The 14,435-nt window shown below is 39.5% G+C and carries 13 protein-coding genes; 5 read left to right on the top strand and 8 right to left on the bottom strand.

All coding sequences use genetic code 11. The features are described 5' to 3' along the window. The first annotated feature begins 36 nt into the window (after positions 1-36). The 3 genes from VEIS1202513_RS09545 to VEIS1202513_RS09555 all read left to right on the top strand — a co-directional run bounded on the left by VEIS1202513_RS09545 (position 37) and on the right by VEIS1202513_RS09555 (position 4,272). Positions 37-804 carry a methionine synthase gene (locus VEIS1202513_RS09545; protein WP_213467425.1) on the top strand — a complete coding sequence of 256 codons (768 nt, stop codon included), beginning with the start codon at positions 37-39 and terminating at the stop codon, positions 802-804. A 49-nt stretch (positions 805-853) separates the two neighbouring features. Further along, positions 854-3,289, top strand: coding sequence for a homocysteine S-methyltransferase family protein (locus VEIS1202513_RS09550; protein WP_213467426.1), 2,436 nt, complete (start codon positions 854-856; stop codon positions 3,287-3,289). Between the two features lie 125 nt (positions 3,290-3,414). After that, the gene (locus VEIS1202513_RS09555; RefSeq protein ID WP_082717874.1) at positions 3,415-4,272 is read left to right on the top strand and encodes a methylenetetrahydrofolate reductase; all 858 of its coding nucleotides are present in this window, start codon (positions 3,415-3,417) and stop codon (positions 4,270-4,272) included. Between the two features lie 95 nt (positions 4,273-4,367). Here VEIS1202513_RS09555 and rsmG read toward each other — a convergent pair whose 3' ends face one another. Beyond that, positions 4,368-5,120: a 16S rRNA (guanine(527)-N(7))-methyltransferase RsmG gene (rsmG, locus tag VEIS1202513_RS09560; protein WP_213467427.1), complete on the bottom strand. Its 753-nt coding sequence runs from the start codon at positions 5,118-5,120 to the stop codon at positions 4,368-4,370. 809 nt (positions 5,121-5,929) lie between these two features. On the opposite strand from rsmG, the gene vapB reads away from it, so the two are divergent. Further along, positions 5,930-6,160 carry a type II toxin-antitoxin system antitoxin VapB gene (gene vapB / locus VEIS1202513_RS09565; RefSeq protein ID WP_009351573.1) on the top strand — a complete coding sequence of 77 codons (231 nt, stop codon included), beginning with the start codon at positions 5,930-5,932 and terminating at the stop codon, positions 6,158-6,160. A 5-nt stretch (positions 6,161-6,165) separates the two neighbouring features. Beyond that, the gene (gene vapC, locus VEIS1202513_RS09570) at positions 6,166-6,567 is read left to right on the top strand and encodes a type II toxin-antitoxin system tRNA(fMet)-specific endonuclease VapC (protein WP_244856264.1); all 402 of its coding nucleotides are present in this window, start codon (positions 6,166-6,168) and stop codon (positions 6,565-6,567) included. Between the two features lie 83 nt (positions 6,568-6,650). Here vapC and mnmG read toward each other — a convergent pair whose 3' ends face one another. The 7 genes from mnmG to rpmH all read right to left on the bottom strand — a co-directional run bounded on the left by mnmG (position 6,651) and on the right by rpmH (position 12,951). Beyond that, positions 6,651-8,522: a tRNA uridine-5-carboxymethylaminomethyl(34) synthesis enzyme MnmG gene (gene mnmG / locus VEIS1202513_RS09575; protein WP_213467429.1), complete on the bottom strand. Its 1,872-nt coding sequence runs from the start codon at positions 8,520-8,522 to the stop codon at positions 6,651-6,653. A gap of 365 nt (positions 8,523-8,887) precedes the next feature. Then, on the bottom strand, positions 8,888-10,273 hold the full coding sequence (gene mnmE / locus VEIS1202513_RS09580; RefSeq protein ID WP_213467430.1) for a tRNA uridine-5-carboxymethylaminomethyl(34) synthesis GTPase MnmE: 1,386 nt from the start codon (positions 10,271-10,273) through the stop codon (positions 8,888-8,890). A 187-nt stretch (positions 10,274-10,460) separates the two neighbouring features. Then, positions 10,461-11,258: an RNA-binding cell elongation regulator Jag/EloR gene (jag, locus tag VEIS1202513_RS09585; protein WP_213467431.1), complete on the bottom strand. Its 798-nt coding sequence runs from the start codon at positions 11,256-11,258 to the stop codon at positions 10,461-10,463. 8 nt (positions 11,259-11,266) lie between these two features. Then, positions 11,267-11,935, bottom strand: a complete 669-nt coding sequence (locus VEIS1202513_RS09590; RefSeq protein ID WP_024066050.1) for a YidC/Oxa1 family membrane protein insertase — start codon at positions 11,933-11,935, stop codon at positions 11,267-11,269. Positions 11,936-12,105: 170 nt separating this feature from the next. Beyond that, positions 12,106-12,327: a membrane protein insertion efficiency factor YidD gene (gene yidD / locus VEIS1202513_RS09595; RefSeq protein WP_072270728.1), complete on the bottom strand. Its 222-nt coding sequence runs from the start codon at positions 12,325-12,327 to the stop codon at positions 12,106-12,108. Positions 12,328-12,377: 50 nt separating this feature from the next. Further along, positions 12,378-12,737, bottom strand: a complete 360-nt coding sequence (rnpA, locus tag VEIS1202513_RS09600) for a ribonuclease P protein component (protein ID WP_105089992.1) — start codon at positions 12,735-12,737, stop codon at positions 12,378-12,380. Positions 12,738-12,816: 79 nt separating this feature from the next. After that, entirely contained in the window at positions 12,817-12,951 is a 135-nt protein-coding gene (gene rpmH / locus VEIS1202513_RS09605) for a 50S ribosomal protein L34 (protein WP_004692946.1), read from the bottom strand. Positions 12,952-14,435: the final 1,484 nt, after the last annotated feature.

Consider the following 14,435-nt stretch of genomic DNA (forward strand, 5'->3'; position numbering starts at 1 on the left):
ACGCAGAGCTTTTTATTTTGAAAAGGAGGCGTTTCCATGCCTATTTATAACGGAATGCTTCCTGCCATCGATAAAGCAGAAGTAAAACGATACGCAGGACTTCGTCATGCAGAGGATTTTCCTCAAAATTACGTAGATGAAGCATGTAAAGAAATACAGTTATTAGCTACACCTAAAGGTGTATATCAACAATATGATTATGATGCTGAAGCAAAGACAATTTTGAGCAATCCACCGCTTAAAATTGAAGGTTCCATCATCGAAAAACATCTAGAAAAGTCTACAAAAGTTTATGTATTAGGCGTAACAGTAGGCGAAGATGTAGAAATCCGCAGTGAACAGTTATTTAAACAAGGTAACTACACTGTAGGTTTGTTACTTGATGCAGCGGCTACAACAGCAGTAGAACAAGTAGCAGATCAAGTAAATGAAGTTATCAATACAATTGCAAAAAAACAAGGCTATAAACCAACATGGCGCTTTAGCCCTGGCTATGGTAACTGGCCATTAGAAATTCAGCCACAACTAGCTAAAATCATCAAAACAGAGATGATTGGCTTACAAGTAACAGAGAACTATTTATTGTTCCCACGTAAGTCTGTAACAGCTATTATTGGTTTGATGCCAGCTAACGAAGACATCAAAACAAAGCGTGGTTGCACATCTTGTTCCCAAAAGGATTGTGCATCTCGTAAACTACCAGAAAAGGCGACTGTAACGTCTAATAACGAAGGCGAGGAGGGCTGTAACAAAACAACAGCTGAAGCCTCTGGTATCACTATGAAAGGCCAACCAACAGAATAATGTTTCACGTGAAACATTGTAAATTTTAGGATGATAAAGGAAGATATTTATGTATATATTTGATGGTGCTATGGGCACAATGCTTCAAGCTGCAGGCTTGGAAGAGGGCTATTGTCCAGAATTATTTAACGTAGAAAAACCAGAAGTAGTAAAGAATATTCACGCTCAATACTTACAACATGGCAGTGATGTTATTACTACAAATACATTCGGTGCTTGTGGTCTTAAGTTAGAAGATTACGACTTACAAGATCGCGTAAGAGAAATCAATATTGCAGCTGTAAAAGTAGCAAAAGAGGCTATTGCAGAGGTTAAACCATCCGCCCGTGTAGCTGGTTCTATGGGTCCTACAGGTCGTTTCTTGCAACCATTAGGCAATATGAGCTTTGACTCTATTTATGACACGTACCGTGAACAAGCAGATGCATTGATCGAAGGTGGTGTAGATTTCATTATCATTGAAACCATTATCGACGTACAAGAAATGCGTGCCGCTTTATTAGCATCTCTTGATGCTCGTGAAGCAGCAGGGAAGACAAAAGAAGATGTACAAATTATCTGTCAGTTTTCTTTCAGTGAAGACGGCCGTACTATTACAGGTACACCACCAGCAGTTGCAACTACTATCGTAGAGGCAATGGGTGCAGATATCATCGGTATCAACTGTTCCCTTGGACCTGAACAAATTACACCACTTATCGAGGAAATCGCTAGTGTTACAAACTTGCCAATTAGCTGCCAACCAAATGCAGGCATGCCTCAATTAATTAACAAACAAACTGTATTCCCACTTACAGCAGAAGAAATGGGTCCATTGATGCTTCCAATCGTAGATGCAGGTGCAAGCTATGTAGGTGGTTGCTGTGGTACAACACCAGCTCATATCCAATCTATTTCCGATGCGGTGAAAGCACATACACCTAAAGAACGTGCTCATATTGAACCTAAAACAATCATTACAAGCCGTACTAAATTGTTGGAATTAGGGCATCATACAAAACCGCTTATCATCGGTGAACGTATCAATCCTACAGGCCGTAAAATTCTTGCTCAAGAGTTACGTGATGGCTCTTTCATCCGCGTAAAACGCGATGCTTTGGACCAAGTAGAAGCGGGTGCAGATATCCTCGACGTAAACATGGGCGTAGCAGGCATGGACCAAACTCCATTGATGGAGCGTGCGATCTTCGAATTATCCATGCTTGTTGAAACTCCATTATCCATCGATACATTAGATCCAGCAGCCATGGAAGTAGCCCTTAAAAACTATCCAGGCCGCGCCCTAATCAACTCCGTAAATGGGGAAGAGGAGTCCATCACTCACGTTATGCCTTTGGCTAAACGTTATGGCGCAGCATTACTTTGCTTGCCATTATCTAGTGGTGATCTTCCTGAAAAAGCAGAGGACCGCGTTGCTTTAGCTGAAAGCATCGTAAATCGCGCTTACGGCTATGGTCTTCAACCACACGACTTATTACTTGACCCATTAGTATTAACACTTGCCAGCGGTGAAGATAGTGCACGCCAAACATTGCGTACATTACAGTTATATAAAGAGAAATTTGGCTTCCCAACAGTAATGGGCTTGTCTAATATCTCCTTCGGTATGCCTCAACGTCCTTACTTGAACGGCCAATTCTTAACAATGGCTCTGGCATGTGGCTTAACAACACCGATTATGAACCCTCTAAACTATCCAGCGAAAAAAGCATTTGTTTCTAGCACTACATTATTAGGCTGGGACCCAGGCTCTGCTCAATTCATCAAAGAATACGGTTATGAAGACGAAACAAGTGCTCCTGGTAACGCTGCTCCAAAAGGTCCTGAAAAGAAATCTTTCGACAGCAATGATCCACTCGCTAACATCCGTGCTTGCGTAGAGCAAGGGGAAAAAGAGGCTATTATAGATCTTGTTAAAAAAGCATTAGCCGATGGTATTGATCCATTAGACCTTACTAAAAAAGGTTTATCTGAAGCGATGAATGTAGTAGGGGATAAATTTGGTTCTGGTAAATTATTCTTGCCACAAGTAATGCTTGCTGCTGAAACAATGCAGGCTGCTTTCAACACGATTAAAGAAATCATTCCTGCTAGTGAAAGTTTAGATAAAGGCACAGTTGTTGTAGCAACAGTTAAAGGCGACATCCACGATTTAGGTAAAAATATCGTAGCGGCCTTACTTGAAAACAATGGTTATAAAATCGTTGACCTCGGTAAAGACGTTGATCCAGAAGTCATCGTTCAAGCTATTAAGGACAACAAGGCGGCTCTCGTTGGTATCTGTTCCTTGATGACTACAACAATGCCTCAAATCGATAATACTGTTGCAGCTATCCGCGCTGCAGGCCTTAATACTAAGGTCATGGTTGGTGGTGCCGTAGTATCTCAAGAATACGCAGATCAAGCGGGCGCAGATATCTACGCTAAAGACGGCATCGCTGCCGTTAACCACGCAAATGATTACTTTGAGACATTAGAAAAATAATTTCTGATTTACATGACACAAAACAAGGTGAAAGCTCAGCTTAAAAACTTATTTTAATGGTGACAACCACTTAAAGGATTAAACAAGATAAGCTTTCACCATATGTATAGATCAAGAGGTACATGATGACATTAAGAGAGAAACATCAACAAGGGAAATTCACCATCACTGTTGAATTAGACCCACCAAAGAGCAGTTCTGCTCAAAAGGTATTTGACCAAGCATCGCGTTTGAAAGGGAAAGTAGATGCTATTAACATCGCTGACAGCCCTATGTCTAAGATGCGTATGAGCCCAATTTCCTTGTCCTATTTGTTACAACATAACGAAGGCATTGAAACTATCTTCCACCTTACATGCCGTGACCGTAACATCATCGGCTTACAATCCGAATTACTAGGCGCTGCAGCACTGGGCGTAAATAATATCTTAACCCTTACTGGTGACAAACCAGATAATGGGGATCACCCATTTGCACAATCCGTATTTGAAGTAGACTGCATGGGCTTGCTCAATATCGCTAAAACATTAAATGCTGGTAAGGACTTGGCAGGTAATGATTTAGATGAGCCTACAAACTTCTACATCGGCGCTACTGGCAACCCTGGTGCACCAGACTTAGAAATTGAACGTCAAAAATTAGCTGCTAAAATTAAAAACGGTGCGCACTTCGTACAAACACAACCAATTTACGATTTAGAACAAGCAAAACGTTACATAGACAAAATGTCCGAATTTGATGTGCCTATCATGCTTGGTTTAATTCCACTTAAAAGCTTCAAAATGGCTACATATTTACATGAAAAAGTGCCTGGAATTAACCTTACACAAGAAATCCTAGACCGCGTAGAAAAGGGCGGAAAAGAAGCGGGTACAGAAATCGCTATTGAAACCTTGGAACAAATCAAAAAAATCGCTGCAGGCGTACATATTATGCCTTTAAACGATATCGATACAACATTACATATCATTGACCATGTATAAGTCATTGTGAAATTATAAAAGAACACCTTTCCCACAGCCTCCATAGTGAGTAGGGGAAAGGTGTTCTTTTTAGTAACTATATTAACCATTAAAGATTACACTAACGGCTTGTCTTTAATTTCTTTTGGTTTACGTGGGTATTGTTTAGGTGTTTTACCTATTTTCTTAATGTACAGGATTGCTCGTTTATCATCCAAAGTTGGAAGTGTAACAGTACGTACTTCTTCAATCTTTGCTTTTAATGTGCTAAGGGCTTTATTGGATTCTCCCACTTCTTCTTCGTAAATAGCACCTTTTAAGGCAATAACATAGCCACCTTCTTTTACGTATGGAACAGTCCATTCTAAAAGAATAGGTAATCTCGCCACTGCACGGCTCGTAGCAATATCGAAGCTTTCACGATAATCTTGATGGCTAAGATCCTCTGCACGACCATGTAAGGTAGTACAGTTCGTCAATTTAAGCTCATCTATAACGGATTCAAGGAAGGTAAGACGTTTTTTCAAAGAATCAAACAAAGTAACCTTGAGACTACGATCATAGATAGCCAATGGAATGCCAGGGAAACCAGCACCAGTACCTACATCGATAATAGACATGCCAGATTTAATAATATTTGGATCGTAGCAGGAAAGGGAGTCGATCATGTGCTTCACTACAACCTCTTTCATATCTGTAATACCAGTGAGGTTGAGATATTTATTTGTTTCAATCATGCGCGCATAGTACACGTAAAAGTCCTTCGCCTGTTCTTCTGTACATGGCAGACCAAATTTGATCATTTGCTCCATCATGTATGAAACAAATTCAGACTCAGGTGCTATAGGCACATCGTATTTCTCTTTCATAAGTGCTCCTAATAAATTATTCGATATTTATATAAAGTAAAAGCTATCCACATATATGTAACAAAACTCATGTCATATGACACATCATATAGGCAAAACTATGTATTTAACAATATATGAGATATCAAAATAGTATTTCGATTTTCAGATGCTATAAAACTCAAAAATTTGCGTTATACGGCGCTTTTAATATATTTTATATAAGTTTATATAAGAAAACTAATAAAATGACCATATAAGCGAAATATTTAAGTCATTTTTCTTTATATTATAGCATATTCTCAACTTATTCTCATTTACAAACCGAAATCTATGCCCTACATAACACAAAATAAAGTAGGGGAGAGATGTTACACCTACATTATCATTTAAAATAATTAATTGAGAAATCGGTCCATCTTTTTAACCTGATTTTTCAACCTTTTATTAAATTTCCAAAGCCTTATTCTATTTCAATGCAAATCAAAATTTCTTTACCATCAAATCGATCAATAATTGTAAACCTATTTTGTTAACCTGTTACCACATCTATATTCAATTTCCTTATACATCTTTTCATCAACTAAATTTCACAGTTTATTTCTAATTTATCACCATGAATTCCTCTTCATATATAGATTAATTTGTCTATTCTGAATGTACACTTAATGTATTTCTCTAGTGTACATATTTTATAAGTAAAATAATTAATATTTTATAAATATTCATATAAATATACATACTAGCAACTTAATAATATGTATACAAAATTATATCTTGTTAAAATATATATCAAGGTATATACTTTTATTAACAAGGAGGTGATATGTATGACCACAGCAAAGCTATTTGAAAATGGCCGTAGCCAGGCTGTACGATTACCAAAGGAATTTCGATTTAATGGTGATGAAGTAATCATCAACAAAATAGGAAATGTAGTCTTACTTATGCCAAAAGATGATGAATGGGCAGGATTTGTAGCTGGTTTATCATTATTTACAGATGATTTTATGTGTAACGGACGGGAAGATATTGATCATCAGGAGCGTGAAACCTTATGAAGTATATGTTAGATACTAATATATGTATTTATGCTATCAAACAAGAGCCAGAAGTTGTACTACAGAAAATATTGAAACATCATCCTTCAGATATATGTATTTCATCAATTACATATGCTGAACTAATGCATGGTGTAGAAAAAAGCCAATCAAAAGATAAAAATAGATTAGCTTTAACACTTTTATTATCACCTATACAAATTATTGATTTTGACAGCCACGCTGCTGAGGAATATGGAAAAATAAAAGCCGATTTACAATCACAAGGAAAAGTTATTGGTCCTATGGATCTACTCATTGCAAGCCACGCAAAGTCAAAGGATCTTACCATTGTTACTAATAATACAAAAGAGTTTAAAAGAGTAAATCAATTAGAAGTTGAAGATTGGTCTAAACCATTAAGCTAATTAAAACTATAAATATTTACTAAAAAAGCTAGTTAATCGTAACGATTAGCTAGCTTTTTCGATTATATGATTTCTTATCACAATTATTTGCTTCTATTGTATTGTTCCAATTGAATTAGTAGAACAGATACGTCTGCCGGGGATACGCCAGAAATACGGCTTGCTTGGCCGATGGAGTGAGGGCGAATTTTATTGAGCTTTTGTTGAGCTTCAAGGGAGATGCCCTTAATGTGTGTATAATTCCATTCTTTTGGAAGAATTTTTTCTTCTAGTTTACGAACCTTGTCGACTTGGTCCATTTGCTTTTTGATATAACCTTCGTAAGTAATGGAGATATCAACAGCTTCTTCTACGTCAGGAGTATAGCGTTTTAAACCAAATGCATCGGCTACGATAGCGTAGGAAAGTTCATTACGTTTTACCAAATCATAAGCATGAATACCTGTTCTAATAGGTGCTGTACCTAAACTTTCAAGCAAAGCTTGAGTTTCCTTAGATGGATTTACAGGTGTATTTCGTAACATATCCATTGCTTCGTCGATAGCAGCTTTCTTTGCTGTAAATTTAGCCCAACGATCGTCTTTTACAAGACCAATAGAACGACCTTTTTCAGTAAGGCGCATGTCTGCATTGTCTTGGCGAAGCAATAGACGATATTCACTACGACTTGTCATCATACGGTACGGTTCATTTGTACCTTTTGTTACAAGATCATCGATGAGAACACCGATATATGCTTCGGAGCGAGCAAGGATGAAAGGTTCTTTACCTTGAAGCCATAAAGCAGCGTTAATACCAGCCATTAAGCCTTGTGCAGCGGCTTCTTCATAGCCAGATGTACCATTAGCTTGACCAGCAGAGTAGAGGCCTTCAATATGTTTTACTTGAAGTGCTGGTGTTAATTGTGTTGGGTTCAAGCAGTCATATTCGATAGCATACGCAGGGCGCATGATTTCTATATTTTCAAGGCCTGGTATAGTGCGAAGGAATGCGTATTGTACGTCCATAGGAAGGGAAGTACTCATGCCTTGTACGTACATTTCGTTTGTGCTAGTACCTTCTGGTTCTACAAATAATTGATGGCGTTCTTTATCGGCAAAACGCACTACTTTATCTTCGATAGAAGGGCAGTAACGAGGGCCTACACCTTCGATTTTACCGCTATACATAGGGGCACGGTGAATATTGCTCGTAATGATTTCGTGCGTTTCTTTGTTAGTATAGGTCAACCAACATACGTCTTCATTGCGATTGATCCATTCATCCATAAAGGAGAAGGAATGATGATGTGTATCGCCTTCTTGAATCTCCATATTTTCAAGGTTAAGCGTGCGTTTATCTACACGGGCTGGCGTACCAGTCTTGAAGCGCATCAACTCAATGCCATTGTCGAGCAAGGATTGAGAAAAATGTTCCGCTACGCGTTGACCATTTGGGCCACCTACATAATCGATATCGCCGATGAGGATTTTGCCTTTCAAGTAGGTACCTGTACAAAGAATAACAGCCTTAGCGCCATAGAATTCGCCAAGTTCTGTAACAATACCAGTTACCTTGCCGTCCTCAACCTTAAGCTCCGTTACCATGATTTGCTTAACATTGAGGTTCTCTGTATTTTCAATGGTTTGTTTCATCAAATGTTGGTATTTGATTTTATCAGATTGGCAGCGCAAGGAATGCACTGCAGGGCCTTTACCCATGTTGAGCATACGCATTTGAATAGCCGTAGCATCTGCGTTAATACCCATTTGACCGCCTAAAGCGTCAAGTTCATAAACAAGATGGCTTTTACCAGGACCGCCAACGGCAGGATTACACGGCATAAGCGCAATGTTATCTAAACTGATGGTCGCCATCAACGTGCGATGACCCATGCGGGCAGCAGCAAGAGCCGCCTCACAACCAGCATGACCACCACCGATGACGATGACATCATAATTATCTACTGTGTACATATCAATTGAATTCCTTATATTTGTTACTTATTGTGAAAGTTTATTTTACTCAAAACAACGAGGCCGAATATCCCAGAGTACGGTTCCTCACTGTGAATTTTCTTTAGGCTACGTTGTAGCCTAGAAAATTTTACGTTCGGAACAAAGCGATGCAGTGTCTTTCCCAGAGTCCAGGTCGCTCGCTGGGCATTTTTCTTCGAAAAATTGCACGCTCCGACCAAAGTGATGTGTGGCTACCTCAGAGTCCAGTTCCTCACTGTGAATTTTCTTTAGGCTACGTTGTAGCCTAGAAAATTTTACGTTCGGAACAAAGCGATGCAGTGTCCCTGTCGTCGCTAGCTCCTCCATTGACTACTGCCCTGCTTTCACTTACCTAAACAGAAACGGCTGAATAGTTCGTCAATCATGCTTTCTCGGATGGTATCGCCCGTGATGTCACCTAGTAGTTCCCAGGCGCTGCGCAAATCGGTAGCTACAAAGTCTACTGGCATGCCCATGTCGATGGAGGAGAGGGCTTCTTCTACTTGTGCCTTTGCTTGTTCCATGAGGCTGATGTGGCGCACGTTACTGATCATGGCGCTGTTGTCTTGTTTTACGCGACCGCCGTAGACGAGTTCTTGCACCCATTTAGAGAGAACTGCAGAGCCTTCGCCTTCTTTAGCACTAATGCGTTCAATAGCTGTAAAGGTTCCGTGTTCTTTAATATTTTCGTCTGTAACGACTTGTGCCACATCGGACTTATTGAGGAGTACGATGGTGTTCAAACCGCTGACAGAGGTCAAAATTTCGATTTCTTCAGGGGTTAATGGAGTAGACCCGTCGATAACGCAGAGCACGATGTCTGCTTTGTTGATATAATCGCGAGCACGCTCCACACCAAGGGCTTCTACCGTATCTTGTGTGTCTCGAATACCTGCCGTATCAATGAGGCGCAAAGAAATGCCTTCTACGGTCATATATTCTTCAATACTATCCCGCGTCGTCCCCGGAATATCCGTTACAATGGCGCGGTTTTCGCGCAAGAGAGCGTTCATAAGGCTCGATTTACCTGCATTTGGACGACCTACAATAACCGTCGTAATACCGTCGCGAATGAGACGGCCTGTATTCGCTGTGGACAAAAGATCGTCCATAGCTTTCAAAATAGGCTCTAGCTGCTCACGAACCTCTTGGCTCGTTACATCCTCGATATCCTCTTCAGGATAGTCGATAGTTACCTCTAAATGAGCAATCATGGCGATGAGCTGTTCACGCACATCTTTTACAAAGGACGAAACTGTGCCGTCTAGCTGCGATACAGCGAGAGAGAGGGAGTCCTCTGTTTTCGCTTCAATAATATCAATGATCGCCTCCGCTTGGGTGAGGTCGATACGTCCGTTCATAAAGGCGCGCTTCGTAAACTCGCCGGCCTCTGCCATGCGCACATCGTGATTTACGAGCAGTTTCAAAATTTGTCGAACCGGCACAATACCGCCGTGACACTGAATTTCTACCACGTCTTCTGCGGTGTAAGAATGAGGACCTTTCATTAATAATACAAGAACCTCGTCGATGGTCTTGTTCGTTGCAGGGTCCACAATGGTCCCGTATTGTATCGTTCTGTTTTGGCGGTCCATCAAAGGAACGGTGCCAGCGCTCTTGAACAGGCTATTTACAATAGGAAAACTATCCTTGCCGCTGACCCGAATAATACCAACCCCGCCAATGCCGGGCGGCGTCGCAATGGCCGCTATTGTATCATCTATATACATACATATCTCCGTATTTCGATTATCTAGTATTTGCTTTTGTATATGTTCTTCGCCTGTGAAAGTTAAACTAAACTAATCTTTGCATGCGAAGATTAACTTAGGTTAGCTTTCACCATAACCTAAAGAATAAAGGGGGCAGCCCTCAAGCAACCGAAAATATCAGTCACTTGAAAGCTGCACCATTATATTATTTTTTGTACGTAATCACAACGTGACGGAACGGTTCGTCCCCTTCACTGTTAGTAACAACGTTTTTATCCCCTTGAAGGGCAGTGTGAATGATTTTACGTTCAAAAGCATTCATCGGTTCTAAGGAAACCTTTTGACGGTTGCGTTTCACCTTAGAAGCCAAGCGTTTCGCGAGATTTACCAATGTTTCTTCTCGACGAGAACGGTAATTTTCCACATCTACAACGATGTGGCAGTGGCCAGACACATCCTTGTGAGCCACGAGATTTGTTAAGTATTGAATAGCATCCAATGTTTGACCATGTTTACCGATCAAAATACCTAAATCTTCGCCGTGTACTTGGAATGTAATCTTATCTTTAGTCATCATTTTTTCGATAACTACAGTGAGGCCCATTTGTGTAAACATATCATCGAGGAATTGTTTACCTTTTTCAGCAATTTCTTGTTTATCTTCTTTTGAAAGTTCCTTTTTAGAAGGTTTTTCTACAACATCACCTTCAGAAGTTTCAACTGCTGTATCTTGTACTTCTGTTTCACTTGTTGCTACCGGCTTGGAAGCAACAGCTACAGATTGTTCTTCTACATGAGCTACTTCTTCTTGCGTAGCTGTTTTAGCTACAGATGTGAAGAATAAGCGAACAACTGCTGGTTTACGACCAATGCCCAAGAAGCCATTAGAAGGTTGTTCCAAGACTTTAGTTTCTACCAATTCTTGGCCATCTTCAGCCAATTGAGCTACGCCTTTGGCAATGGCATCTTCAATGGTTTTAGCAGATACATCGATAAATTCCATAGTGTCTCCTATTTCTTAGCTTCTAAGCTTTTGTAAATGAAATGTTGTTGCACAAATTGGAATACATTGGATACGATCCAGTAAATAACTAAGCCAGATGGGAAGTTAAGGGAGATGTAACCAATGAATAAAGGCATAAAGATTGTCATAATCTTTTGTTGTTGCGCAGCAGCACCAGTTGCACCGCTACTAGTTTGCTTGGACATAATCCATGTAGATAATGCACTCAATACTGGCAAAATGTACATTGGATCTGGTTCGCCAAGACTAGGAAGCCATAAGAATTGTACATAGTTTTGATCGTATGGATAGCCTTGTAAAGCATAGAAGATAGCGATCAAGAATGGCATTTGCACCAATAGAGGCAAACAACCAGCCAATGGGTTAACGCCCATTTCTTTGTACAATGCACCCATTTCCGCTTGAAGTTTTGCAGGATCGTTTTTGTATTTATCTTGCAATTCTTTCATGCGAGGCTGTAACTCTTGCATAGCCTTCATGGATTTGATTTGTTTTACAGTAAGTGGTGCCAAAACCGCTTTAATAACGATTGTTAAAAGGATAATAGCCACACCGTAGCTTGGATAGCCTACCATTTGAGTTAATTGGAACGCATAGGTTACCAATGTAGTCATCAATTCAACGATAGGGTGGAATATACTACTTAAGAATTCCATTGTTTCTCCTTTTTCTTACAGTCCGAAACCGTCCTTTGCGCATCTATATATCGTTATGGTATGGTCTAAATTTCATCCATACAGATGCTCAGGTATTTCCAAATCTGTGCTAAATGGTAATGGTGAAAGTTGCTTTCACACAACACATAACCAGCCTAAGCCCAAGTGGGTTAGGGAACTGGATCGTAGCCACCCTTGTGGAAAGGATGGCAGCGAAGAATGCGTTTTAAACCCATCCAGCTACCTTTCAAAGGACCATATTTTTCGATGGCCTGCAAAGTATATGTGGAACATGTCGGATAATAACGGCAACATCCAGGTTTTAAGGGAGATATGGCAAGCTGATAGAACCTAATTAAAAGTCGTAAAAGCGTGGTTATACAGCGTTTCATGGAAACCTCCATATACACAAAAAAGGACCAAAGCCTTCTAACTTGTGGTCCTATTTATCATTTTGTATCAACAATTTGCTTTTGCGCAAGAGATACAAAATTTCCTTTTCCGCTTTTTCGTAGGTAGCGTTTTTCAGAGGGCCACGTCCAACAATTACGATATGATACCCTTCGCGTATGGAATGTTGATTGAGGCGATATACCTCTTTCATAAGGCGTCTAGCTCGGTTGCGCTCTACAGCACAACCAACCTTTTTGCCGGTTACAAAACCAATGCGCGTAGATTGCTTCGCCACGGGCATACGATAGAGTACACACATACGTCCTACTTCATATTTTCCGTGCTTATATACAAGGCGATATTCATTATTGTGCGTCAGTCGTCTTGCTTTATCGAGGCAATAATCCATATGCATTGTCCTTAAGTCCTAAGAATAGAAAAACTTGGCAGCAGCGCCAAGTTTTTTCTCCTGCCTAACAGCTATTATATTATGCAGATAAGCGTTTTCTGCCTTTTGCACGTCTTCTTTTTAAAACGAGACGGCCACCGATAGTTTTCATGCGTTCACGGAAACCATGGGTACGTTTTCTCCAAAGAGTATTTGGTTGGTAAGTACGTTTCATTAGTAAAACACCTCCTCGTCATTTGTATTGTTTTACTTATACCATAACAGGGTAATTATAGAGTTAAAACGTAAATTTGTCAATATAATAAAGGCATTCTGCTTGTGAGTTCTTGTATTTCTTTAATAATTCTATCACACATTTCATCCAATAATTGATGTTACGTTTCCAGGGGGAGGAATATAGGGCTCCTTCATCGCTCCATACGACGCGTAAAGTCGCTCAAAAGGACCCTATATTCCCTCCCTAAGTAAACCCTAATGTCAACTTACACACCACTACACGATGTAAACGTAACATCAATTTACAGCAACACAAGAACTCACATTCTAATATTTTTATATCAGACAAGTTTACCTTTTTATCTCTAGCTAGAAAGAGGGGAGGAATAGATGTGGTTTTCTCCCTCCACACGTTTCTGTCAAAAATCCACATCTATTCCTGCTCCCAACACATTCTAATGACTACTATAACACCTACCACCAGTATAAAAAGTAGTATCAGTTTTATAGCAAATCTAAAAGTCTTTCAGAATACGGATCTAAGATTTAACAAATCTTACCTTTTAACCTCTTGAAGGGAAAGGGAGAAATTGATGTTACGTTTCCAGGGGGGAATATAGGGCTCCTTCATCGCTCCATACGACGCGTAAAGTCGCTCAAAAGGACCCTATATTCCCTCCCTAAGTAAATCCTAATGTCAACTTACACACCACTACACGATGTAAACGTAACATCAATTTACAACAACACAAGAACTCACATTCTAATCTTTTTATATAAGACAAATTTACCTTTTGATCTCTAGTTAGAAAGAGGGGAGGAATAGATGTAGTTTTCTCCCTCCATACGACACGTTTCGGTCAAAAATCCACATCTATTCCTAACACTCCCTTTTAGAAAAATCACTAGTTTGTCATTTTTATTGATCATTTAATTTTGATTATCTGAAGGTTGATGTTGTTATGTTCATCAATTACTTTTTCATCTATGTGTATTGTAATCATAAAAATTATCTGGTTGGAGGAGGGGACTGAAAACTACTTTTTGAGTGACTTACGCATCGTATGGAGCGATAAAAGTAGTTTTCAGTCCTCCCCCAAAAGTAATTGATGAACAAAAGATGAGATAATTACTGAGTTATTAACATTTCTCCTTCAGATAATCAAAAGTTATCCACAGAATAAATGACAAACTAGTGATTTTTTGGTACAATCATACTTGAAATTAGGAAAAAGTATATATTTTTATAAGTTTTTGATGGATAACTTTCGAGGTTATCCACATTTTTTCTCTTTTGACCTGTGTAATCTATAAAGTCAGTTATTATCTGGTTGGAAGAGAATTTTATTTTCACTTATTCACAGGTTGTGCACAGGTTATTCACAGGAATAACAGGTTTTTCCACAGCTTTCACAAGAGTTATACACATTATTCCTAAAGTTATACACATTTATCGCAATAGTTATACACAAGAGGCACGTC

It is taken from the genome of Veillonella orientalis (genome assembly GCF_018406505.1).
Taxonomy (GTDB): Bacteria; Bacillota; Negativicutes; order Veillonellales; family Veillonellaceae; genus Veillonella; species Veillonella nakazawae.

Coding starts and splice junctions, on each gene's coding strand:
- VEIS1202513_RS09590 (WP_024066050.1), bottom strand. CDS start 11,935: ATGGAATTCTTAAGTAGTATATTCCACCCTATCGTTGAATTGATGACT.
- vapB (WP_009351573.1), top strand. CDS start 5,930: ATGACCACAGCAAAGCTATTTGAAAATGGCCGTAGCCAGGCTGTACGA.
- VEIS1202513_RS09555 (WP_082717874.1), top strand. CDS start 3,415: ATGACATTAAGAGAGAAACATCAACAAGGGAAATTCACCATCACTGTT.
- rsmG (WP_213467427.1), bottom strand. CDS start 5,120: ATGAAAGAGAAATACGATGTGCCTATAGCACCTGAGTCTGAATTTGTT.
- rnpA (WP_105089992.1), bottom strand. CDS start 12,737: ATGGATTATTGCCTCGATAAAGCAAGACGACTGACGCACAATAATGAA.
- jag (WP_213467431.1), bottom strand. CDS start 11,258: ATGGAATTTATCGATGTATCTGCTAAAACCATTGAAGATGCCATTGCC.
- vapC (WP_244856264.1), top strand. CDS start 6,166: ATGTTAGATACTAATATATGTATTTATGCTATCAAACAAGAGCCAGAA.
- VEIS1202513_RS09550 (WP_213467426.1), top strand. CDS start 854: ATGTATATATTTGATGGTGCTATGGGCACAATGCTTCAAGCTGCAGGC.
- VEIS1202513_RS09545 (WP_213467425.1), top strand. CDS start 37: ATGCCTATTTATAACGGAATGCTTCCTGCCATCGATAAAGCAGAAGTA.
- mnmE (WP_213467430.1), bottom strand. CDS start 10,273: ATGTATATAGATGATACAATAGCGGCCATTGCGACGCCGCCCGGCATT.
- yidD (WP_072270728.1), bottom strand. CDS start 12,327: ATGAAACGCTGTATAACCACGCTTTTACGACTTTTAATTAGGTTCTAT.
- rpmH (WP_004692946.1), bottom strand. CDS start 12,951: ATGAAACGTACTTACCAACCAAATACTCTTTGGAGAAAACGTACCCAT.
- mnmG (WP_213467429.1), bottom strand. CDS start 8,522: ATGTACACAGTAGATAATTATGATGTCATCGTCATCGGTGGTGGTCAT.